This window comes from Mesoflavibacter sp. SCSIO 43206, assembly GCF_019904215.1.
GTDB classification, from domain to species: Bacteria; Bacteroidota; Bacteroidia; order Flavobacteriales; family Flavobacteriaceae; genus Mesoflavibacter; species Mesoflavibacter zeaxanthinifaciens.
In genome coordinates, this window is sequence record NZ_CP063201.1 from 1,773,878 (window position 1) to 1,797,114 (window position 23,237).

A 23,237-nucleotide genomic window follows, 5' to 3' on the forward strand; every position below is an offset into this window, starting at 1 on the left:
TCATGCTTCGCAAAACACTCAAACTGACGTAAAAAAGGATGTCGCTGCAATCCTTAACGCAGATTCATCAATTCAATAAAATTAAGAATAATATTTTTGAAATATTAGGCTTATAAACTTTTTGTTCTACCACCATCAACCGGAAGGTTAATTCCGTTAATATAGCTGGCACATTCACTTGCTAAAAAGGTGATTGCAGCAGCTAATTCTTCTGGTTTTGCAAAACGTTTTGCTGGTACAGCGCTTTTCATAGCATTAGCAGATTCTTCTTCCGTCTTGCCTGTTTTAGCGCTTTTGTTTTTAATAATTTCAGTTAAACGTTCTGTTCCTGTTGCTCCAGGTAATACATTGTTTACAGTAATACTAAACTGTCCAAGCTCGTTAGCCAAGGTTTTGCTCCAGTTAGCTACGGCACCACGAATGGTATTACTTACACCAAGTCCATCTAATGGCTGTTTTACAGAGGTAGAAATTACGTTAACAATACGTCCATATTCTTCATCTTTCATAAACGGAACAACAGCTTGCACTAATACATGATTACATTTTAAATGTTGTGTAAAAGCGCTTTCAAATTCTTCAATTTTTGCATCAAAAACTGGTCCACCAGCTGGTCCACCAGTATTGTTTACCAAGACATGAAATCCGTGAATATTCTTAATATAGCTTTCAACTTTTTCTTTTAATTCCATCGGATTAGAAAAATCGGCTACGATATAATCGTGATTTCTGTGTTTTGGTAATTCAGCTAAAACTGCCTTTAGCTTGGCTTCGTTTCTTGCTACTAGTGTGATATTTGCACCTTCTTCAGCTAAAGCTAAAGCAGTTGCTTTACCAATTCCTGCTGTGCTACCACATACTAGCGCGTATTTGTTGTTTAAGTTTAGATTCATAATTCTGTCTTGTCGAGCGCAGTCGAGACCTACTTAACTGTTCGGTTTATATTTAGAATGTGTTGCATTTCTACATTCAGCTAGAATTTGCAACAAATTATACTCTCCATTAGCTAAAGCAAATTTCTTTTTTGCACTCCATTTTTTTATTTTCTTTTCAAAATATATTGCTTGTTCTACATTGTTAAACTCTTGATGAAATATTAATTCAACAGGTCTTCTTTTGTATGTAAAACATGTTTTATTTAATCCGTTTTAGTGTTCTTCAAATCGCCTAGATATGTTATTTGTTATTCCAGTATATGTTAACCCATCTGAACATTTCAATATGTAAACATAATACGTTTTCATAATTAACCTCTCGACTGCGCTCGAGGCGACATCAAATTAATACTTTATACATACATTTTTAGCCTCAGTAAAAAAGCGTAAAGCTTCAAATCCACCTTCGCGACCAACTCCGCTTGCTTTTACGCCACCAAAAGGTGTTCGTAAATCGCGCATCATCCAAGTGTTTACCCAAACAATACCTGCTTGTAGTTGGTTGCTCATTCGCATCGTGCGCTTTAGGTTATTGGTCCAAAGTGTTGCCGATAATCCATATTTCACCTTATTAGCCATTTCTAACACGTCGTCTTCAGTTTTAAATGGCATAATGGTGACGACTGGACCAAAAATTTCTTCTTGATTTACACGGCAATCGTCTGTTTTAACCTCGATAACTGTAGGTTGCAAATAGTAACCGTTTTCGTAGCCTTCAACAGTAACTTCGTTTCCGCCACATAAAACAGTTGCGCCTTCTTCTTTAGCAATTTCGATGTAGCTTTTCACCTTTTCAAGATGTAGTTTTGAAACTAATGCTCCAATATTCGTATCTATTTCAGAAGGGTGACCAACTTTTAAACTTTTTACTTTTTCGACAAAGTCAGCTTTGAATTTGTCATAAATAGTTTCTTCTACAAAAATTCGGCTTCCACATAAACAAATCTGACCTTGATTAGCAAACGACGAGCGTAACGTTGTGTTCAGCATATCGTCATAATCGCAATCGGCAAAGATGATATTTGGATTTTTTCCGCCTAATTCTAAAGACAGTTTTTTAAACATTGGTGCAGCGACTTTGGCAATATGTGCGCCAGTTGCTGTTCCGCCAGTAAAACTAATAGCTTTGATATTTGTATGTTCTACTATAGCTTGACCTGTCGTAGTGCCTAAACCGTGAACAATATTCAACACGCCTTTTGGCAAACCAGCTTCGTTACAAATTTCGCCTAATAAATAAGCTGTCATTGGTGTGACTTCGCTTGGTTTGGCTACGACGCAATTACCAGCTGCGATTGCTGGTGCTATTTTCCAAGTGAAAAGATATAAAGGTAAATTCCACGGACTTATACAACCAACAACACCAATAGGTTGGCGTAGTGTATAATTTACAGCGTTTTGACCAACGCTTTCGTGACTTTCGCTTGCAAATTGTGTAATGGCATTTCCAAAAAACCTGAAATTACTTGCAGCTCTTGGTATATCGACCATTTTGGCAAGACTTACAGGTTTTCCGTTGTCCTTACTTTCGGCTTCAGCAAAACGGTCTAAATTGGCTTCTAATAATTCTGAAATCTTAATTAGAATTCTGCTACGTTCTTCTAATGTAGTTTGACTCCAGCTAGGAAAAGCAGATTTAGCGCTTTGATAAGCTTGCTCTACATCGTCTTTTGATGAGTTTGGGATTTGTCCATAGACTTCACCATTTGAAGGATTGTAGTTGTCAATCCACTGATTGCTTTCTGGATTTGTGAATTCGCCGTTTATGTAGTTTTTGATGTTCATTTTATTCACAGATAATAGAGAAAAGAATATAGAAAATAGAGTTTTTGTCTTTTCTCTCTGTTCTCTTCTCTTTACTCTTTTCTTTTGTACGCCATAACCTTTATCTCAACCAATAAATCTGGATGTGGTAATTGGTGCACGGCAACTGTTGTTCTTGTTGGTCCTGTTGCTTTTTCAAAAAACTCAGCGTAGGCTTTGTTGTAACCTGCAAAATCGTTCATGTTTACTAAAAATGTAGTCACATCAACTACGTCTTTTAGGCTGGCACCAACGGTTTGTAAATTTTTATCGATGTTTTTTAAAACTTCTCTGGTTTGAACTTCGATATCTAATTTTTTGGTGTTCATTTCGTCAATAAGTTCTACACCAGCAATCGTATTGTCCGCACGTCTTGAACTGGTTCCTGATACGAAAATGAAATCGCCGACCACTTTTACATGTGGATATGCGCCTCTTGGTGTTACTTTAGTTCCTGCGTTTGTGTTCATATTAGTTGTCATTCTGAACTTTATTCAGAATCTTTTTTATTGATTATTTTGTCATATTGAGCCAATAGAGCAATCTTTTATAGAGACTTCTCGACTGCGCTCGAAGTGACAGTTTATTCTTTTTTATGAGATTCCTGCTTTCGCAGGAATTTAGTGATGCATCGTTTTTGCAACGTTGTCATCATCTATAATATCGTTAGTTTTTTCTTGTACTTTTTGTAAAGCCTTTTCTAATTGCTCATAAGTCATATCTGCTGTTATTGATATCTCATTGTCTGCAATCATGTTTAAAATGGCTTTGTCTTGCGCACGACCTTTGGTCATAGCTTCGTGATAGCCAATATTTTCATTGAATGTGACCATCGAGTATTTTGAAAAATAGTGCTCTGGGAAATGCTTTTCTAATTGCATTTCTAGCAGGCGCTTTGTTTTGAACATTGGGTTAGCAACGTGATCACGCATTTCGTAATAGTTCTCTTCGGCTAACTCGCCAATAGCATCTGCATCTGCTTTTCTAACCGATTGGTAGGTTTTAAAAATGGTTTCCCAATCGTCTTCATGTTTATCGATAATGCTATCTAAAACAGCTACATCTTCAAAAGAGGCATTCATCCCTTGACCGTAAAACGGAACAACAGCATGTGCTGCATCACCTAAAATTAAAGTGTTGCCTTGATAATGCCAAGGTGAAGATTTTATAGTCCCTAAAGCGCCTGTTGGATTGTTTGCAAACTCTTCAGCAATGTTCGGAATTAGCGCTAAAGCATCAGGAAATTGTGCTTGGAAAAAGGCTTTTATTTTGTCTTCAGTATCTAAATCTTTGAAATTATAAGTGCCTTCTTCATGGCTTAAAAACAGCGTCACCGTAAAACTTCCGTCTAAATTAGGTAAAGCGATAAGCATATATTCGCCTCTTGGCCAAATATGCAAATAATCTTTACTGATTTGATGGCTTCCGTCTTTGGCTGCAGGAATTTCTAATTCTTTATAACCGTGAGTTAAGAAATTTTGAGAAAAACTAAACAAAAATTTACGCTGTAAAAAGTAGCTTTTTCTTAATTCTGAACCTGCGCCATCTGTACCAAAAATAACGTCTGCAGTGACGTTAAACGTTTCTTTTGTGTTTCGGTTTACAAAATGAACGGTGTTTGTGTCTAAATCTACAGTTTCACATTCTGTATTAAAATGAATAGTTAGATTGTTGTATTTATCGGCTTCGGTTAATAACATGCCATTTAAATCGCCTCTTGAAATTGAGTTGATGTATTCGTTATCGCGACCAGAATAGTTGGATGCAAAGGTGTTACCTTTGGTATCGTGCATGAGTCTACCTTTCATTGGGATACAAATCTCACGCGCTTTATCTTCAACATTAGCTAAACGTAAGGCTTTAAATCCGCGATCTGATAAGGCAAGGTTGATAGAACGTCCTGCAGAAATATCTGTAACTCGAAGATCTGGTCTGCTTTCGTAAACATTAACGTTATAGCCACGTTGTGCTAAACGAAGTGCTAAAAGTGAACCGCATAAACCTGCGCCGATGATTAATATGTTTTCTTTTTGTTTCATTATTTTATCCTTGTTTAATCAAGTGTCTAAATATTATGATTCAATACTTTCTTTATTTTTTGAATTTCTTCATAAGATAATCTAAGTCTTTTTAAATTTAATTTTTGTTCTTGATTATCAATGTTTTTATAGTAAAAAATATCGTTTTTAGAATTAAATTCTAAGGTTGAAAAATCACTGTATTCATCAATTTTTATTAATTTATTTTTTATTACATAAACTATTTTTTTTTCAGTTATTATAAAATAGTCAAAGCTTAAATTAAAAAGATAATAGAACAGACCTAAAATTTGATATTCCCAAAAACTTGCTTGAGATTTCTTCTTGATTTTGAGTAAAATATTTTCATCCTTTATTAGTGAAAAAAAATTTTTCATCTACAAAATTTCTTTCAACTTTTCAACCATTCTAAATACATCTTCAAAACTGTTGTAAAGCGGTACTGGTGCACAACGTATTACATCAGGTTCGCGCCAATCTGTAATTATATTAGCTTCGGTCAATTTGTGATGTAAGCTTTTATCGGCATCTTTAACTTGAATCGATAATTGGCAACCACGTTGTTTTGGATCTGTTGGTGTGATTATTTTTATTTTATCGTTGTTTAATTCATTAATTAAAAACTCAAAATAACCTGTTAGTTGTTCTGATTTTTTGCGTAACGCTTCCATACCAACCTCGTTAAACATATCCAAAGACGCTTTTATGGCAGCCATAGATAAAATTGGTGGATTACTAAGTTGCCAACCTTCGGCGCCAGGTGTAACGTCTAATGGTTGACGCATATTAAAACGTGTGTCTTTATTATGACTCCACCAACCAGCAAAACGCTTTAAATCTTTATTGTGCGCGTGTTTTTCGTGAACAAAAAGTCCGCCTAAACTACCTGGTCCAGAATTTAAATATTTGTAAGTACACCAAGCTGCAAAATCGACTCCTGAATTGTGTAATTCTGGTAGAATGTTTCCTACGCCATGCGCTAAATCGATACCAACCATACAGTTTTTAGCGTGACCTAATTCGGCAATACGCTTTATATCTAAATATTGACCTGTGTAATAATTAACGCCACCAATTAATAGCAAAGCGATTTCATCACCTTGTTCATCTAAAATGGTTTCTAAATCTTCAATGTTTAGTAATTCTTCACCTTCACGAGGTTTCCATTCAATTAAACCTTCATTAGTATCAAAACCATGAAAATCTAATTGTGTTTGCACTGCATATCGATCTGACGGAAATGCATCACTTTCAATTACAATTTTATATTTGGTCTTTGTAGGTTGATAAAAACTAACCATTAGCAAGTGTAGGTTAGTGGTTAGCGTATTCATCACTACAACTTCAATAGGTTTTGCGCCTACGATTTTTGCCATACTTTCAGTCAAGAATTCGTGATACGGCATCCATGGGTTTTTGGCTTCAAAATGTCCTTCTACACCAAGCTTTGCCCAATCGTTTAATTCTTGTTGAATGTATTTTTGTGTACTTTTTGGTTGTAATCCTAGCGAGTTTCCTGTAAAGTATAACCAGTCGTTTCCTTCTTTATCTTTTGGAATATGAAATTGATTGCGATATTTCGCTAAAGAATCTTTTTGGTCTTGTGTTTTTGCGTAATCAAGACCGGTTTTATAGTTGGTCAATTGTATATTTTTTTGCGTTGCTAACAAAAATAACATAAATTTATTAAGTACTTAAAGATTACTAGCGTTGTAATTGGTATAATTACAATAGTTTTTTAATTTTTTTTGATTGATTTTTTATGAAACTAACATTAACGTAAATGGTAAGAGATTTTCTACGTAAATATCAAAGATGGTATATCTCTTATCTAGATATGCAAAATCATAAAAATGAAACAGATCGTCTGTCTTATTACAGGGATAAACTTTTTATTTCAATAATAACTTTAACCGTTTTGCTAGGTTCTGTAGCTTATGTGCCAAGTATTACAGCAGCAATAGTTTTAGATAAATTGTTTATTTTATACATAGATACGTTAGCTATAATTTTATTGTTTTTTGCTTTTTTCTATAAGCCACTTAGTTTAAAACATAGAAAACAAATTTTTACTGTTAACTTTTTTGTGCTTTCACTTTGTCTGGTTTTGGATTTAGGATTAGGAGGAAATGGACCAATTTTACTTTATATGGTTAGCATACTTGTAACACTATATAGTGGTACAAAAGCAGGTGTTTATACGGTTTTACTTACAGCATTATTTTATTTTTTAGTATTAGTTATAAAATATTTTAAAATTATTGAAATTAATTTTTATGTAGAAGGTCCGTTTGAAGGGTTAATGACTGTGTTTATTAATAATATATTATTCTCTTTACTTACTGTGTTTTGTGTAGCTTTTTTAATTAAGCAGCTAAATAAAGCATTACTTAAAGAAGCAGAGCTTCAGGACTTATTAATAGAAGAAAATAAATTAACAATCAAAGCTAAAGAAAAAGCAGAGCAATCTGATAGATTAAAAACAGCCTTCTTAGGTAATATGAGTCATGAGATTAATACACCAATGTATAGTATTTTGGGTAGTACAGCTTTGTTAAAATCGAGTTTAAATATTGATGATAAAAACAAAGAATACTTTAATATTATAGAAACTAATGGAAATAAACTACTTAGTGTTTTTAATGATGTTGTAGAAGTATCTAAAATAGAGTCTGGTGTATATACAATTAATACAGAACCGGTAAATATTGAAACTGTTTTAGAAAATATAAAAAAAGATCTTTATTTTTTAGCTAAAGCTCATAAAGTAAAACTAATGATTACTGCAGATATTGAGCAAGATTATATGTTGCTGAGTGACCAAGAAAAGCTTTATGAAGCTTTAAAACATTTAATACAAAACGCTATTACATTTACTAAACCTTACGGAGTAGTAAATGTAATTTGTAATATTTTAGATGATAAAAAAGTAGAGTTTAAAATACAAGATACAGGTATAGGTATAGCAGACAAAGATCTAGATAAAGTAAGATTGCCTTTTTTTAAAGTAGACTTAGATAATGAGTCTGCTTTACATGGTGCAGGACTTGGGTTGACCATTGCTAATGCTTATATAAATATCTTAGGTGGGAAAATAAAAATTGAAAGTGTTTTAGGGCGTGGTACCCAGATTTACTTTACATTAGGAGACTACAAAAAAGCGCCTTGATATAATCAAAGCGCAAATATATATAGACGCCATATGGCGGAAAATGTAAGCTATACGTTTTAAGTTTTAAACCCACGTGAAACTTACATTGTATAAGACAAAATTAAGATTAAAAAACCGAAAGGTTTATTCTGTGGTAACTTTTATATCAGTAAAGTTTAAATTCCAATTAACATCTGCTTGTTTATGTTCTAAAGCAATTTTAATACCATTAAAATCTTTGTGGTTTTCAAAAGTTGTAATTAATGAAGCCTCTTTTTTATTTCCTTCTCTATAAACCCATTCGGTAATAAGGTAATTATCATTAAAATAAAAGTCATAAGCATCACCAGGTGTATATCCTCCATTATTAGGATAGGTAATAGTTATTTTATTAGTTTCTAATTTACTTATTGGTGCTTTAGCTTTTACAACTTTTGATATTGAAGCACTTTTATCCCACATTAATTGGAATGGAGTTAACAACCAGAATTTATCATTAATAAAGCCTTGATCTGCTTTTATAGATGTACTATCAATAGATTTTCGGTTGTAGGTAATTGTATCTTTAGCGGTAATTAAAGTTACATCATTACTTTTAGGTTTCCATATCCAAGAGCGTTGGTAATGAGAACTATCTTTATCTACATTAAAAGTAAATGCTATTTCTTTAATGTTTTTAAACTGCTTAAACCCATAGTTGTTAGCAATTTTCTCGGCAGTAGTAATTGGTTTTGATTCTTTTTTTTGGACTTGTTTAGTTTCATTTTTACAACTAAAAAGTAAAATTGAAAGTATAGAAATTGTATAAAGTATTCTCATAAGTTTTTTTGCAAAAATACGTAATAGAAATTCGGAATCAATTTTTTAGTTTAATTTTAGATAAAATTTAGCATCATTAATTTACAAAAATGAAAGACCTTAACGACGCCTTTAGTACAAATAAAGCTACTTGGAATAAAAAAGTAAAAGCGCACGCCAATAGCGATTTTTATAATTTAGACGCATTTATAAATGGTGAAAACTCGCTTAATGCATACGAGTTAAAAGCTTTGCCAGACGTAAAAGGTAAGTCGTTATTGCATTTGCAATGTCATTTTGGTCAAGACACCTTAAGTTGGAGTAAGTTAGGCGCAAAGTGTACAGGAGTAGATTTAAGTGACGAAGGTGTAAAACTTGCGCAACAATTAAACAATCAATTAAAATTAGATGCCAACTTTATATGTTGTAATGTTTTAGATACATCACAACATGTAAAAGAGCAGTTTGATATTGTTTTTACTAGTTATGGTGTAATAGGTTGGTTACCCGATTTAAAACCTTGGGGAAAAATGATTGCAGAGCGTTTAAAAGAAGGAGGTACATTTTATATGGTCGAGTTTCATCCAATAGTTTGGATGTTTGATTATTTAGACGGACAACCAAAAATGAAATACGGTTACATGCAAGATGAAGCAATTTATGAAGAATACGAAGGGACTTACGCAGATACTGATTCTAAAATGATAAGTAAAGAATACGGTTGGAACCATGGTTTAAGCGAAGTCATCAACGCATTAACCGAAGCTGGTTTACGTATTGATTATTTAAACGAGCATGATGAAAGTCCTTATAACGTACTTCCAAATTTAGAACAAACTAAATCTGAAACGTACGTTACTAAAGATAAATTGTATCCTTTAATCTTTGAGATAAAGGCTAGGAAAGTTTAGTGTTTTTCCTTTAAAACTTCAGGCATTTTAGCTTGAAACTTTTTTAAACGTGGTATAGAAACGTTTTGTATATATGGGTTTTCAGGATGTAGCTTCTCATAATTTTGGTGATAGTCTTCTGCTTTCCAAAATTTTTGAAACGGATAGACTTCAGCAGCAATTGTTGCATTTAATTGTTTAGCTAAAGCAGCTTTTTTCTCTTCTATAATTTTCTTTTGTGCTTCATTTTGATAAAAAATAATAGAACGGTATTGAGATCCACGATCTGGTCCTTGTCCATTAACTTGTGTTGGATTTTGTGAAGCAAAATATACATCTACCAAGGTTGAAAAACTAACAACTTTAGGGTCGTAAATTACTTCTACAGCTTCGGCATGACCCGTTAATCCTGTGTTACTTATCTCGTAAGTTGGGTTTTGTGTATATCCGCCAGAATAACCACTTATAGCTTCATTTACACCTTTAACACTTTCGTAAACTGCTTCTACACACCAAAAACAGCCACTAGCAAAATATGCTTTAGCTAATCCGTTTTTTAAAGGTACTTCAATAGGCTTGGCATTTTTTACTGCTTCTTGTTTTGGATTTGTTTGTGCTTGATTATTACAGCTAAAAAGGAGCGTAAGTAATAGGATAGGTAGTAATCGTTTCATAATAAATTTCTTTTTCATCTTTAGACGTAAAAATTACTAAAGCCTTAATTTCTTTTTTATAAAATTGTCTTAAAAAAAAAGAACCTTCAATTTATTGAAGGCTCTGATAAAATATTTGTTCTGTTATTTAGCTTAAGATGATAACTTAGCAAATAACTTGTTCATTTTTTCTTGCTCTTCGTCTGCTAAAGCCGAATCTACTAAGATACGTCCACTGTGCTCGTCTGTAATAATTTTTTTACGTGATGCAATTTCCATTTGTACTTGTGGCGGAATTGTAAAGTAAGATCCTCCAGATGCACCTCTTTCAATTGGTACAACAGCTAATCCGTTTTTTACGTTTGCTCTTATTCGCTCGTAGGCTTTTACTAAACGATCTTCTATTTTATCTTTAGACTCTTCAGACTTTTCAATTAAAGCTTTCTCTTCTTTTTCAGTTTCTTTTAAAATAGCCTCTAATTCACCTTTTTTGTGTTTAAGGTGTGTTTCACGATCTTTAGTATGCTCTTTAGTTTTAGCAATTACTTCTTTCTTTTGCTCGATTTGAGCTTTAAATTCTCTTATGTGCTTTTCAGCTAATTGAATTTCTAATTCTTGATATTCAACTTCTTTACTTAAAGAGTTAAATTCTCTGTTATTTCTAACATTTTTTTGTTGTTCTGTGTACTTTTTAATTAAAGCTTTAGATTCTTCAATTAAATTTTTTCTATCAGAAATTTCAGTATCAATATTATTAAGACTTTCTTCTAATTTTTCTAGTCTTGTTTTTAATCCCGCAACTTCATCTTCTAAATCGCTAACCTCTAAAGGTAGTTCTCCACGAACGTTTCTTATCTCGTCTATTCTAGAGTCGATTAATTGTAGATCGTATAATGCTCTTAAACGTTCTTCTACTGTTGCTTCTTTCTTCTTTGCCATATTTTAAAAATACTTAACAGGATTGGTATTTGTGTTTGATAAAACGAATGCAAAATTAGGAATTTTTTTTGTAAGTATTGCTACTAAACCGTTTTTTGTGTACTGTTCGCTCTCGTAATGTCCAATATCTGCTAAAAGGATGTTGTTTTCTGCTTGAAAAAAGTCGTGATATTTAAGGTCTGCAGTGACATAAGCGTCTGCGCCTGATGCTTTTGCAGTACCAATAGCAAAGCTACCAGAACCACCTAAAACCGCTACTTTTTTGATTGGTTTTTCTAAAAATTGAGTGTGTCTAATGTTTGAAACCTTCATTTTTTGCTTAAGATGATTTAAAAAATCAACTTCTGTCATAGCGGTTTCAAATTCAGCAATCATTCCCATTCCTATATTTTGATTTGTGTTTTCTAAAGTAGTTACCTCGTAAGCAACCTCTTCATAAGAATGTGATTTAAATAATGCTTCTAAAACTTTGTTTTCTAAGTGTTTAGGGAATGTAATGCCAATTTTTGTTTCGTTTTCGTAATGCGTTTCACCAATATTACCAATAGTAGGATTTGTGTCTTCGTTAGGATTGAATGTGCCAATACCTTCTACGTTAAAACTACAATGATTATAATTACCGATGCTTCCTGCTCCTGCGCTAAATAGTGCATTACGAAGTTGTTCTGCTTCTGCTTTAGGAACAAATGTTGTTAGTTTTTTTATAGTTTGTTTTTGCGGAATTAAAATGCGTTGATTAACCAAGCCTAATTGATTACAAAGCATAGCGTTTACACCTTTTTTGTAATTGTCTAAAGCGGTATGTATGGCATAAATAGCAATATCGTTTTTTATGGCTTTTAACACAGTGCGCTCTACATAATTTTTGCCTGTTAAGCTTTTTAAACCTTTAAAAATGATAGGGTGAAAACTGATAATTAAGTTGCATTTTTTTGCAATAGCTTCTTCTACAACATCTTCTGTTGTGTCTAATGTGATTAAAGCCGAAGTAACTTCGGTATTTTTATTGCCAACCAAAAGACCAACATTGTCAAAATCTTCTGCATAGTGTAATGGTGCATCTTCTTCTAAAGCGTTAATAATGTCTTTTATTAGCATACTTTTTTAGGTTTAATAATTTAAAACAAATATAAAATATTTACTTTCGTTACTGTAATCTGTTAAAACAAAACAGAAATTTTATCTTAAAATGAAGTTTATAAGAATCATACTTTTTCCTTTTGTGCCAATTTATTTTTTAGCGACTTGGTTTAGAAATTTTGCTTACGATAAAGGTTGGTTTAAGTCCATGAGCTATGATTTTCCTATAATCTGTGTTGGTAATTTAAGTGCTGGCGGTACAGGAAAAACACCAATGGTTGAGTATTTGATTAGATTGTTAAAAGATGAAACCAATTTAGTTACTTTAAGTAGAGGTTACGGAAGAAAAACAAAAGGCTTTCTATTAGCAGAAGATAATATTACAGCGTCTGAATTAGGTGATGAGCCATTTCAATTTTATCATAAATTTAAAGATGAAATTACAGTTGCAGTTGATGAAGACAGGCAACATGGTATATCAACATTAAGAGCAATAAAACCAAAACCAGAAGTTGTTATTTTAGATGATGCGTTTCAGCATAGAAAAGTAAAAGCAGGTTATAATATTTTACTAACAACGTATAATAATCTTTATGTAGATGACTTTGTTTTACCAACAGGAAATCTACGCGAACCAAAAAAAGGGGCAAAAAGAGCTAATATAATTGTGGTAACTAAATGTCCTGAAATTTTGAGTCAAAATGATAAAGAAGCTATTGTTTTAAAATTGAAACCAAAGGTATATCAACATGTGTTTTTTAGTCATATTGGTTATAATGATTTGGTTTTAAATGAAACGGAAAAGTTTAGCTTAAACAAACTTGAATCTTTTACTTTAGTAACAGGTATTGCAAACGCAAAACCTTTAGTAAATTATCTAAAATCCCTACGGTTAGATTTTAATCATATCGAGTTTAAAGATCATCATAATTTTACTGAAAACGATATTAAAAAGCTTTCAGAATTAGATAAGATTGTAACTACAGAAAAAGATTATATGCGTCTTAAAAATGAAGCTGTTTTAAAAGATAAATTATACTTTTTACCAATTAAAACGGTTATTGATAATTCAGAACAATTTGATGCTTTAGTTAAAGCGTTTACTCTTGGCTAATTTGAGAACCATCAGACATTAAAGCATTGTAAAGTTTACGCTCAAAATCTTCTTGTTTAAAAGGTTTAGGAATGATGTCTGTAAAACCAGCTTCGTCAAATTCTTGCATTTTATCTTCAATAGTAACTGCTGTTAATGCAAAAATGGTTAATTCTCTATCAAATGCTCTAATCATTCTTGTGGCTTCAATACCGCTTATTCCAGGCATGTGTATATCCATTAAAACAACATCGTAACTGCCTGTTTTAACTTTGTCTACAGCTTCTTCACCATTATCTACAACATCACAGTATAAATTCATTTTATTTAGAATTTTACGTGTAATCATTTGGTTAATTTTGTTGTCTTCTACAACTAAAATCTTAATGTTACTTAATTCTATTTCGTCTACATCTTTAAAGTAAGTCGTTTTTTCTACTTTAACTTCTTCGTGACTTCTTTTTAAAGGTAATTCAAAGTAAAAAGTGGTTCCTTTTCCAAGTTCGCTTTTTAAATAAATCTTTCCTTTTAAAATGTCTATTAATCCTTTTACGATAGAAAGTCCTAGACCAGTACCACCATATTTACGGTTTATTTGAATAGAGCCTTGAGAGAAACTTTCAAATAAATTTTGTTGCTTCTCTTCACTTATACCAATACCATTATCTTCAATTTCAAATCTAACTTCAAGATTATCTCCAGATACTTTTTGCTGAATAATTCTTATCCAAATATCACCGTCTTTGGTAAATTTTATAGAGTTACCAATTAGATTAATTAAAATTTGAGATATTTTTAATTGATCGGCATTAAAGTTTTCTGGTAGATTACGGTCGTATTCAAAATGAATGTTAATATTGTTATCTAACGCAGAATTGTTTAATGCAGAAATAACATTTTCTACTTTCTTTTTTAGGTTGAAAACTTCTGGTTCTACATCTACTTTATTAGCTTCAATTTTATTAATTTGAAGAATGTCATTAATAAAAGTTAGTAGATAATCTCCTGAAAATTTTAAAGATTTTAAATGCTGTATTTGTTCAGGTTTTGGGTCTTCTTCTAATAGCATATTTGTAAGTCCTGTAACGGCATACAAAGGTGTTCTTAACTCGTGTGTTACGGTAGATAAGAAGTTTGCTTTAGTTTTTGTAGCAAGCTCTGCTTTTTCCATTGCAACGGTAAGCTCTGCATTTTTTTTATGTAAAATGTTATTAGATTTTAATCTAATATTATTGTTTTTGTAAAGTGATAATGTTAATAGAGAAAGAATAGTAATTAAAGCAATACTTAATATGGTAGTTAATTTTTCTAACCATGAAGAGTTTGCTTCTTTTTGTAAGTCTGCTTCTCTTTCTTTTTGATACTCTATTGGGTTATCATATAAGAAATCTAGTTTTTTATCTTCTGCTAAATAAGAGCGTTTTACTTGAAGCAAAGAGTCATTTAATTTAAGGTGCTTTTTTAATAGAGAATTAGACGTTTTATAGTCGCCAGCAGCTTCTTTAATGTCGCTTTTTATTTTATAGCCAGTGCTTATAATATCTATAAACCCATTTTTTTCTGCAATTTGAAAACCTAACTCAGCAAGTTCTTCAGCCTCTTCAATGTTGTTTAAAGCAGCTTTAGCAAGTCCAGATTTTAAGTAGTTTATACTTAATAATTGATTGTGTTGGTATCTTTTTGAAAGGCTAATAGCATCTTCATATAACTCATCTGCCATTTCATAGTTTTTTAAAATGTAGTAAGCGTCTGCTTTATACATTTTAGTTTCTGCTTCAAAGGAGTGTAAATCTTCGTTTTCAAAGATAACTTCTGCAGAATTAAAGTAATCAATAGCGTTGTTATATTCTTTTTTTTGCTTAAGATATACTAATCCTAAGGTTTTATAGGTTTCTGCAATATTTATATTGTCTTTAGCAAAGCGTTGTTTTTCTATAGCTTTAACAAGAATTTTAGTGGCTTCTTCTGGGTTTTCTTGTATGTAATACAATTTACCCATTTTGGAGTAGATTAAGCCAATACTTTTATTGTCATTAATTTGTTGTGCTAATTCTAGTGCTTGTTCTAGGTCGTCTTGAGCTTTGTAATACTCATTATTATCTATGTTTTTTTGAGCAAAATTAATGTCAAAATCTATGCTTTCTTGAATTGACTCAATTTCAGTTTGAGTTAATTCTTCTTGAGCAAATAGATTAAGACCAAATAGACTTATAAATAAGTATAGTAGGTATGTTTTGGTTAGGGTACTCATAGCATTACACATCAAACAAATATAAATATTTATCAGATAAAATTAACTATTTATTCGATAAATAGTTAATTAAGTCAATAATTCTGCTAGAGTAACCAGTTTCGTTATCGTACCAACCTATAATTTTTACCATATTACCTATGACAGAGGTCATTTGAGAATCGAATATACATGAATGTGTATTGCCAACAATATCAATAGATACTATAGGGTCTTCTGTGTATTCTAAAACGCCTTTAAATTGGTTTTTTGAAGCATTTTTAAAAGCTTGATTAACCTCTTCAATTGTCACTGTCTTTTTAACATTAAAAGTAATATCTGTTAAAGATCCGTTAGCAACTGGAACTCTAATACCACAACCGCCAATAACATCTGATAATTCAGGAAAAATTTTAGTTAAAGCTTTTGCTGCTCCAGTTGTGGTTGGGACAATGCTTTGTCCAGCAGCTCTGGCACGACGTAAATCTCTGTGAGGTTGGTCGTGTAGACTTTGATCTGTAGTGTAAGAGTGTACTGTTGTAATGTAAGCTTGATCTATACCACACAAATCATTAATGATGTTAATCATTGGTGCAGCGTTGTTAGTAGTACAAGAGGCGTTAGATATTATTTTTTCTTCGCCATTAATACTACTTTCATTTACGCCTAAAACAATGGTTTTAATATCATCTTCGGTTGGTGGTACGCTTAATATGACTCGTTTAGCTCCGTTCTTTAAATGAAATTCTAAATCTTCAGACGTTTTAAATTTTCCTGTAGACTCAATTACAAAATCAGGATTAACTAAAGACCAATCGGTTTCTTTAGGGTGCTTTTTGTTAAATAATGGAATAGATTTATTATTAACTATTATTGTATTTTCTGTTGAAGAAATTTCAGCAGGAAAAACACCATGTATACTATCGTATTTTAATAAATGAGCTAATGTTTTAGCATCTGCCAAATCGTTTATAGCAACAACCTTTATCGATGAATGATTATGTAATAATCTAAAAACACGTCTACCAATACGACCAAAACCGTTAATAGCAACCGTTATCATTAATTAATATGTTTTTGAGCTTTGTAAGATGAACGAACTAAAGCGCTACTTTCTACATGTCTAAAACCTAATTTAAGTCCTATTTCTTCATATTCTTTAAATTCGTCAGGCATTATAAAACGCTTTACTGGTAAGTGTTTTTTACTTGGTTGTAGGTATTGTCCAATAGTTACAACATCTACGTCATTTTCTTTAAGATCGTGAAGTGTTTCAATAACTTCTTCTCTAGTTTCTCCTAAACCTAACATTATACCAGATTTTGTACGGCGTTGTCCTTGCTGTTTTAAATATTTTAAAACTTGCATACTACGGTCGTATTTTGCTTGTATACGTACTTCCCTAGTTAAGCGTCTTACGGTTTCTATGTTGTGCGAAATAACTTCTGGAGCAACATTGATAAGTCTATCAATATGCATTTCGATACCTTGAAAATCTGGAATTAAAGTCTCCATTGTTGTTTCAGGATTCATGCGTCGTACAGCTTTAACAGTTTCTGCCCACATGATACTTCCCATGTCTTTTAAATCGTCTCTATCAACACTAGTTAAAACGGCATGTTTAATTTTCATTATTTTGATAGAACGAGCAACTTTTTCAGGTTCGTCCCAATCTACATCTTCTGGTCTACCTGTTTTCACACCACAAAAACCACAAGATCTTGTGCAAACGTTACCCAAAATCATAAAAGTAGCAGTTCCTTCTCCCCAACATTCGCCCATATTTGGACAACTTCCAGAAGTACAAATGGTATTTAAATTGTACTTGTCTACTAAGCCTCTTAATTCGGTATACTTTTTACCAGTTGGTAATTTAACACGTAACCATTTTGGTTTAGGTTTTCTTTCTGGTAATATATTTGAAACGTTCTCTGTATTCATAGTTTATTTTTCTACTTGCAAAGATACGAGTTATAAGTGTGATTTAAAACTTTAGCTTGGTTAACTAATTTTAGTAAATTATATGAGAATTTAATTGTGAAATTTATTTTTTCTGAATAATCTCTGCAAGTAATTTTTTTGCTCGTAATAATTTAACTTTTACGTTGTTTATAGGTTCGTTAAGCTCTTCAGAAATTTCTTTATAACTGTATTCTTGAAAATATCTTAAGTTAATTACTTCTTGGTAATGAGGCTTTAACTTTTTTATATCTCTAAGTAGTTTAGCTAGGTTTTGTTCTGTAATTAGTTTGTCTTCAACAGAAGGTGTTTCGTCTAAAACATTATATACTTCTTCATCTGTCCTAGATAGTGCATGTTTTATTGAGTTTTTTTCTTTTCTTACAATGTCAATATGTATATTTTTAGAAATGGTAATTAACCAAGTGCTAAATGTATATTTTTCGTCAAAAGTCTCAATCTTATCAAACGCTTTAGAGAAGGTTTGTATGGTTATATCTTCTGCGTCATTTTCGTTTTCAACACGTTTTAATTGAAAACCATATACTTGGTCCCAATAAGTGTTTAGTAATTGTTTAAACGCTTTTTGGTCGTTGTTTTTAGCTTTTTTTATAGCGTCTTTTATTTCCAATAATTAGGTTTTGAAATTTTATTATTTATAAAGATACAGAATTGTATGACAAGTAAAGAAGTCTCTAAAAAAGGAAGTAAAAAAACTATATCAAATTCTTTTAATTTTTTTGCTGAAAATCCGATACTTAAAAATTGTAAGATAAACCTTAAAATAATAATTCCTAGCACAAATGGCCATAAATAAAGTGTTGAAATAAGTGCTATTCCTAAAATCCAGAATAAAACCTGACTAATGTAAAATAGCGCTAACAAAAATTTGTGTTTAAACTTATAAAGATTTGCAGTAGACACGTGTCTGCGTTTTTGTCTAAACCAATCTTTAAAATTAGTTTTAGGTAGAGATATGGTAAAACTTTGTGGATCTATACAAATAGTCGTGTTTTTTTCGCTTGCGACTTCATTAATAAATAAATCATCATCACCAGATCTTATTTTTATATGGTTTATAAAACCGTTAGCGTTAAAAAACTCATCACTATGATAAGCAAGATTTCTACCTACGCCCATATATGGTATACCTATTTTAGCAAAAGAAAAATATTGTGTTGCAGTAAGTAAGGTTTCGTATCTAATGAGTTTATTTAAAAATGAGTTTTTAATTTTTTGATAAGCGCCATAACCTAAAACAATAGTTTTTTGTTCTGTAAAATGCGAAGCGATTTTAGTAATCCATTGATTAGAAACAGGTTTGCAATCTGCATCTGTAAACAGTAAATGTTTGTGTTTTGCTGCTTTAATACCTAATGTAAGGGCATATTTTTTATTGCCCCAAAACGCTTCGTTATTTTCTACGTTTACAATTTTTATGTTATTATGTTTTTCTGCGAAAGCTTCAAAAACATCTAAAGTATCATCAATAGAAGCGTCGTTAATTAAAACAACTTCAAAGTTTGGATAATCTTGATTTAAAATTGAAGGTAAAAAACGTTTGATGTTTTCGGCTTCATTTTTAGCACAAATAATGACCGAAATAGGTAAGTTACTTTTAGTAGCTTTTGATTCTGTTTTTGAAAAAGAAAAACTACCAAAAAGTACAGCATAATATAATACTTGAATAATAACTACAATTATAAAACTGTAGAACAGTATATCAAGTATAATCATGTTTTATTAAGAGTGTTGAGGCTCGTTACACGAATCGAATTGATCTGGAGTTTTTCCGCAAAAACCACAAGCATCACCATCTTTGTTAAGCATTGGGTTTTGGCTAGCGCAAGTACCCGCAAACTTACCATCTTTTTTTGCCCAAATTTTTATAGCAATACCAGCAATACCTAATCCTAGAAGTAATAATGTTATTAATAAAAGTTTCAAAATAAAGTGTCTTTTTGTTGTTGCAAAGATATTAATTTTAATACAAATTAAACCAAACAAAAAGCCATACTTTTTAGTATGGCTTTTTGTTTATTGTTAGTTTGAAATGTTTTACTCGTTAAGCTTTAAAGAGATTTCTGCAACAGGTGTGTCACTAGATCGTTCTAAGCTTCCGCCTTTTGGTTCTACAGATATGCTTAATCCTAAAGCATCTTCTGTATAAGGTATTTCTTGAAGTTTTCTATCTGCTTCTGTTAAAATACCTAAGCTAACCATTTTACCTTGTATATCTGCCCAGATTTGATAGACTTGATCGTCTGGTAATTGAGGTAAAGACACTACATCAATCATAGATTTTTTTTCTTTTGGATTGATGTAAGCTACAGTTTTTAAGTCTTTTGCACTGCGGTTTCCTTTTAATACGTACTTTTCTGTTTCTGGGTTGTTAAGTTGTTTAAATTGCTCTAATACATCAGTTAAACGACTGTTGTTTTTTGCAATATCACTTCTAAGGTCAAAAATCTCGTCTACGATAACTTGATTTTCGTTAGAAAGATTTGAGTTTTGCACATATAAATATGCAGAACTACCAGCAAAAAGTAAAGCTGCTACACTTGCAGCAATTGCTAGACTAAACCATTTTCTTTTTGGTTTATGAGTAGGCTGTATTGGTATAACAGGTGTGTCTTCTTCTAATGCATTTAAAATATTATCTAATGCATTTTTAGGGGCTTTTACAGCATTTATTTGAGCTGAAAGTTCTAGTTTGTCTTGTAGTTTTTCGTAAACTTTTTTAACTTCTGGATAGGTGTTTATATAATGTTCTACCTCTTCAGTTTCTGAAGCTGTAGTTTGACCTATCAAGTATTTATCTAATAAATTAGATTTTAAAAAAGTAGTTATTTGTTCATTTACATTCATCACTTTTTACAATTAAGGGTTGTAAATTTTTTTCAATTCACGTAACGCAATTTTCAATCTAGATTTGATGGTTCCTAAAGGTATATTTAACTCTTCACTTGCTTCTTGTTGTGTCATACCTTCAAAAAACAATGCGTTAATGACTTCTTGATATTTAAATTCTAAGGTGTGAAGGTGTTTTTTTATATCCATCACATCTTCGTTTAAACTTTTGGTAGTCAGTTTATATACGTTTGAATTTTCAATTTGGATTTCCTTTGTTGCTTTATTATTTACAGATCTAACTTTATCTATTGCAGAGTTGTATGCAATACGGTATAACCAAGTAAATAATTTGGCTTTTTCTGGGTCATAGCTTTTACCTTTTTTCCAGACTTTAATTAAGGTTATTTGTAATACATCTTGTGCTAAATCGTCGTCACTAATTACTTTTTTTATAACACCAAAAAGCGCATCTGCATAGTTTTCATACAGAAGAGTAATGGCTTTTTTATCGCCATTTTTTAGATGCTTAATGATACTGTCTTCAATCGAAAAGTCCAAATATGCAGTTTTAAGAGTTAGTTAGTTTTATCTTTTGAAGTGATTATTAAAAAATATTTACTTCGGCTTCAATAGAAATATTAAATATACGATAAATTGTTTTTTGTATCAATTTTGAAAGTTGAAGAATGTCTTCGCCTTTTGCGCCACCATAATTAACCAACACTAGTGCTTGTTTTTTATGTACGCCGTAATGATCAAAAGTTTTTCCTTTAAATCCAGCAGTTTCTATTAGCCAACCAGCAGGTACTTTTACCTCAGTTTCTGAAATTACATAATGAGGTGCCTCAGGAAAATTACGTTGTAGCTCTTTAAACTGTTCAGTTGAAATAATTGGATTTTTAAAAAAACTACCAGAATTACCAATCTCTTTTGGATCCGGTAATTTACTTTGTCTTATAGCAATTACAGCTTTAGAAACATCTTGAATGGTTGGATTAGTAACATTCATTGTTTCTAATTGAGAAAGTATTGCGCCATAATTAGTGTGTAGATTATGGTTGTTTTTGGTTAGCTTAAAAGTTACATTTAAAATAATGTACTTGCCTTTAGCTTCGTTTTTAAAAATCGAGTTACGGTACCCAAATTGACAGTCTTTTTTTGATAAAGTTTCAATAGTTAATGTGTCTAAATTTAAGACTTCGCAAGACTCAAAAACATCCTTAAGTTCTACACCGTAAGCACCAATATTTTGTATGGGCGATGTACCAACATTACCAGGTATTAAAGACATATTTTCTAAACCGCCATAATTTTGTTTTAAAGTCCAAAGTACAAAATCGTGCCAGTTTTCTCCAGCTTCAGCTTTTATAAAAACATGATTATCGTTTGTAGAAACTGTTTTCTTTCCTTTCAAATTTAAATGAATGACAAGTGCATCAACATCTTTTGTTAATAGCATATTGCTGCCGCCACCAATTATAAATTTATTAGGAAATTTTTCAGTAGAAAATATAGTTTTTAAATCGTCTATATTTTCTACTGAAATAAAATGCTTAGCCTTAACATCAATACCAAAAGTATTGTAAGGTTTTAATGATATGTTATGCTGTACTTGCACTAATCTTTGTAAACTTTAAGGGCTTCTTTTAAAATGTTAACGGCTTTTACCAAACTTTCTTTATTTAATACGTAAGCAATTCTTATTTGGTTTAAACCTACATTTGGTGAGCTATAAAAACCAGCAGCAGGAGCAACCATAATGGTTTCTTTGTTAACATCAAAAGATTCTAATAACCACTGCGCAAATTTATCTGCATTTTTAATAGGTAGCTCGGCAATACAATAAAAAGCACCTTTAGGTTTTGCTACTTTAACACCTTCAATTTTGCTTAATTCTTCTATTAAAACGTTACGACGCTCTACATATTCTTTATTCACTTCATCAAAGTAACTTTGTGGTGTTTGTAAAGCGGCTTCACTTGCAATTTGTGCTAATGTTGGCGGACTTAATCGCGCTTGCGCAAATTTTAATGCTGTAGCTATAACATCTTTACTTTTAGAAACTAAGCATCCAATACGTGCGCCACACATGCTATATCTTTTTGATACAGAATCTATAACTATGGCGTAATCTTCTAAACCTTCTTCTTGTAAGATTGAGTAGTGTTTTGCACCGTCGTAAGCAAACTCTCGATATACTTCATCAGCTATTAAAAATAGATCGTGTTTTTTAACGATTTCTGCTAACTTTTTAATTTCTTCTTTAGAATATAAATAACCTGTTGGATTACCTGGGTTACAAATTAATATTGCTTTTGTTTTTGGCGTGATTAGTTTTTCAAACTCTTCTATAGCAGGTAAAGCAAAGTTGTCTTCAATTTTTGAAATTACAGGTACAACTTTTACACCAGAAGCGGTAGAAAATCCGTTGTAATTTGCATAAAAAGGTTCTGGTATAATTACCTCGTCATCAACATCCATAATACTACCAAAAGCAAACAATAAAGCTTCACTACCACCAGTAGTTACAATTATGTCATCATGTTTTACATGGATATCATTTTTAGCATAGTAATCTGCTATTTTTTTACGGTAACCTTCAGACCCTTCAGACCTTGTGTAAGCTAAAATGTCTAAAGAGTGAACTTTAACAGCGTCTAAAGCAACTTGAGGAGTTTTTATATCTGGTTGTCCTATGTTTAAATGGTAAACCGTTTTACCTTCTTTATAGGCTTGTTCTGCGTAAGGAACTAACTTTCTTATAGGTGATTGAGGCATTGATTGCCCCTTTTTTGAAATTACTGGCATACTAAT

The 23,237-nt window shown here is 31.6% G+C and carries 23 protein-coding genes and 1 pseudogene; 3 read left to right on the forward strand and 21 right to left on the reverse strand.

The window, feature by feature from the left end; translation table 11 throughout:
* Window positions 1-110 precede the first annotated feature (110 nt).
* The 7 genes and pseudogenes from INR78_RS08160 to kynU form a co-directional block, all read right to left on the reverse strand.
* Window positions 111-893 carry an SDR family oxidoreductase gene (locus tag INR78_RS08160; protein ID WP_223076132.1) on the reverse strand — a complete coding sequence of 261 codons (783 nt, stop codon included), beginning with the start codon at window positions 891-893 and terminating at the stop codon, window positions 111-113.
* A gap of 33 nt (window positions 894-926) precedes the next feature.
* Window positions 927-1,244, reverse strand: a pseudogene (locus tag INR78_RS08165) (GIY-YIG nuclease family protein).
* Window positions 1,245-1,280: 36 nt separating this feature from the next.
* A complete protein-coding gene (locus INR78_RS08170) occupies window positions 1,281-2,720 on the reverse strand; it encodes an aldehyde dehydrogenase (protein WP_223076133.1) in 1,440 nt (479 codons plus the stop codon).
* Window positions 2,721-2,791: 71 nt separating this feature from the next.
* Window positions 2,792-3,220, reverse strand: a complete 429-nt coding sequence (locus INR78_RS08175) for a RidA family protein (RefSeq protein WP_255593010.1) — start codon at window positions 3,218-3,220, stop codon at window positions 2,792-2,794.
* 138 nt (window positions 3,221-3,358) lie between these two features.
* Window positions 3,359-4,777 (reverse strand): NAD(P)/FAD-dependent oxidoreductase, encoded by a 1,419-nt coding sequence (locus INR78_RS08180; protein WP_223076134.1) that lies wholly within the window; start codon window positions 4,775-4,777, stop codon window positions 3,359-3,361.
* A 26-nt stretch (window positions 4,778-4,803) separates the two neighbouring features.
* Window positions 4,804-5,154: a hypothetical protein gene (locus INR78_RS08185; protein WP_223076135.1), complete on the reverse strand. Its 351-nt coding sequence runs from the start codon at window positions 5,152-5,154 to the stop codon at window positions 4,804-4,806.
* Complete coding sequence (gene kynU / locus INR78_RS08190; protein WP_255593014.1) at window positions 5,155-6,420, reverse strand: kynureninase; 1,266 nt, start codon at window positions 6,418-6,420, stop codon at window positions 5,155-5,157. It abuts the gene before it with no gap.
* A gap of 140 nt (window positions 6,421-6,560) precedes the next feature.
* Between kynU and INR78_RS08195 the strand changes: the two genes are divergently transcribed.
* A complete protein-coding gene (locus INR78_RS08195) occupies window positions 6,561-7,946 on the forward strand; it encodes a HAMP domain-containing sensor histidine kinase (RefSeq protein ID WP_223076137.1) in 1,386 nt (461 codons plus the stop codon).
* 126 nt (window positions 7,947-8,072) lie between these two features.
* Here the strand turns inward: INR78_RS08195 and INR78_RS08200 are convergent, their stop codons facing one another.
* Window positions 8,073-8,747 carry a hypothetical protein gene (locus INR78_RS08200; RefSeq protein ID WP_223076138.1) on the reverse strand — a complete coding sequence of 225 codons (675 nt, stop codon included), beginning with the start codon at window positions 8,745-8,747 and terminating at the stop codon, window positions 8,073-8,075.
* An 89-nt stretch (window positions 8,748-8,836) separates the two neighbouring features.
* Here INR78_RS08200 and INR78_RS08205 point away from each other — a divergent pair, with 89 nt between their 5' ends.
* Window positions 8,837-9,637, forward strand: a complete 801-nt coding sequence (locus INR78_RS08205) for a bifunctional 2-polyprenyl-6-hydroxyphenol methylase/3-demethylubiquinol 3-O-methyltransferase UbiG (RefSeq protein WP_223076139.1) — start codon at window positions 8,837-8,839, stop codon at window positions 9,635-9,637.
* Here the strand turns inward: INR78_RS08205 and msrA are convergent.
* The 3 genes from msrA to INR78_RS08220 all read right to left on the reverse strand — a co-directional run bounded on the left by msrA (window position 9,634) and on the right by INR78_RS08220 (window position 12,306).
* Window positions 9,634-10,290, reverse strand: a complete 657-nt coding sequence (gene msrA, locus INR78_RS08210) for a peptide-methionine (S)-S-oxide reductase MsrA (protein ID WP_223076140.1) — start codon at window positions 10,288-10,290, stop codon at window positions 9,634-9,636. The two genes, INR78_RS08205 and msrA, sit on opposite strands and share 4 nt — an antisense overlap.
* 132 nt (window positions 10,291-10,422) lie before the next feature.
* Window positions 10,423-11,208 carry a zinc ribbon domain-containing protein gene (locus INR78_RS08215; protein WP_223076141.1) on the reverse strand — a complete coding sequence of 262 codons (786 nt, stop codon included), beginning with the start codon at window positions 11,206-11,208 and terminating at the stop codon, window positions 10,423-10,425.
* A gap of 3 nt (window positions 11,209-11,211) precedes the next feature.
* The gene (locus INR78_RS08220) at window positions 11,212-12,306 is read right to left on the reverse strand and encodes a Nif3-like dinuclear metal center hexameric protein (RefSeq protein WP_223076142.1); all 1,095 of its coding nucleotides are present in this window, start codon (window positions 12,304-12,306) and stop codon (window positions 11,212-11,214) included.
* A gap of 91 nt (window positions 12,307-12,397) precedes the next feature.
* Here INR78_RS08220 and lpxK point away from each other — a divergent pair, with 91 nt between their 5' ends.
* Entirely contained in the window at window positions 12,398-13,402 is a 1,005-nt protein-coding gene (lpxK, locus tag INR78_RS08225; RefSeq protein WP_223076143.1) for a tetraacyldisaccharide 4'-kinase, read from the forward strand.
* Here lpxK and INR78_RS08230 read toward each other — a convergent pair.
* The 10 genes from INR78_RS08230 to INR78_RS08275 form a co-directional block, all read right to left on the reverse strand.
* Entirely contained in the window at window positions 13,389-15,632 is a 2,244-nt protein-coding gene (locus tag INR78_RS08230) for an ATP-binding protein (RefSeq protein WP_223076144.1), read from the reverse strand. The genes lpxK and INR78_RS08230 overlap by 14 nt on opposite strands.
* Window positions 15,633-15,678: 46 nt before the next feature.
* Window positions 15,679-16,674: a type I glyceraldehyde-3-phosphate dehydrogenase gene (gene gap / locus INR78_RS08235; RefSeq protein WP_223076145.1), complete on the reverse strand. Its 996-nt coding sequence runs from the start codon at window positions 16,672-16,674 to the stop codon at window positions 15,679-15,681.
* Entirely contained in the window at window positions 16,674-17,552 is an 879-nt protein-coding gene (gene lipA / locus INR78_RS08240) for a lipoyl synthase (protein WP_027880262.1), read from the reverse strand. Before lipA ends, gap begins: the two co-directional genes overlap by 1 nt.
* A 103-nt stretch (window positions 17,553-17,655) precedes the next feature.
* Complete coding sequence (locus tag INR78_RS08245) at window positions 17,656-18,201, reverse strand: RNA polymerase sigma factor (protein WP_027880261.1); 546 nt, start codon at window positions 18,199-18,201, stop codon at window positions 17,656-17,658.
* Window positions 18,192-19,307 (reverse strand): glycosyltransferase, encoded by a 1,116-nt coding sequence (locus tag INR78_RS08250; protein ID WP_223076146.1) that lies wholly within the window; start codon window positions 19,305-19,307, stop codon window positions 18,192-18,194. Before INR78_RS08250 ends, INR78_RS08245 begins: the two co-directional genes overlap by 10 nt.
* 6 nt (window positions 19,308-19,313) lie before the next feature.
* Window positions 19,314-19,517: a hypothetical protein gene (locus tag INR78_RS08255; RefSeq protein ID WP_027880259.1), complete on the reverse strand. Its 204-nt coding sequence runs from the start codon at window positions 19,515-19,517 to the stop codon at window positions 19,314-19,316.
* 111 nt (window positions 19,518-19,628) lie between these two features.
* Window positions 19,629-20,438 (reverse strand): anti-sigma factor domain-containing protein, encoded by an 810-nt coding sequence (locus INR78_RS08260; RefSeq protein ID WP_223076147.1) that lies wholly within the window; start codon window positions 20,436-20,438, stop codon window positions 19,629-19,631.
* Window positions 20,439-20,450: 12 nt separating this feature from the next.
* Window positions 20,451-20,981, reverse strand: a complete 531-nt coding sequence (locus tag INR78_RS08265) for an RNA polymerase sigma factor (RefSeq protein ID WP_106676689.1) — start codon at window positions 20,979-20,981, stop codon at window positions 20,451-20,453.
* A gap of 46 nt (window positions 20,982-21,027) precedes the next feature.
* A complete protein-coding gene (murB, locus tag INR78_RS08270; RefSeq protein ID WP_223076148.1) occupies window positions 21,028-22,041 on the reverse strand; it encodes a UDP-N-acetylmuramate dehydrogenase in 1,014 nt (337 codons plus the stop codon).
* A complete protein-coding gene (locus tag INR78_RS08275; RefSeq protein ID WP_223076149.1) occupies window positions 22,041-23,231 on the reverse strand; it encodes a pyridoxal phosphate-dependent aminotransferase in 1,191 nt (396 codons plus the stop codon). The genes murB and INR78_RS08275 overlap by 1 nt, the downstream gene beginning before the upstream one ends.
* Window positions 23,232-23,237: the final 6 nt, after the last annotated feature.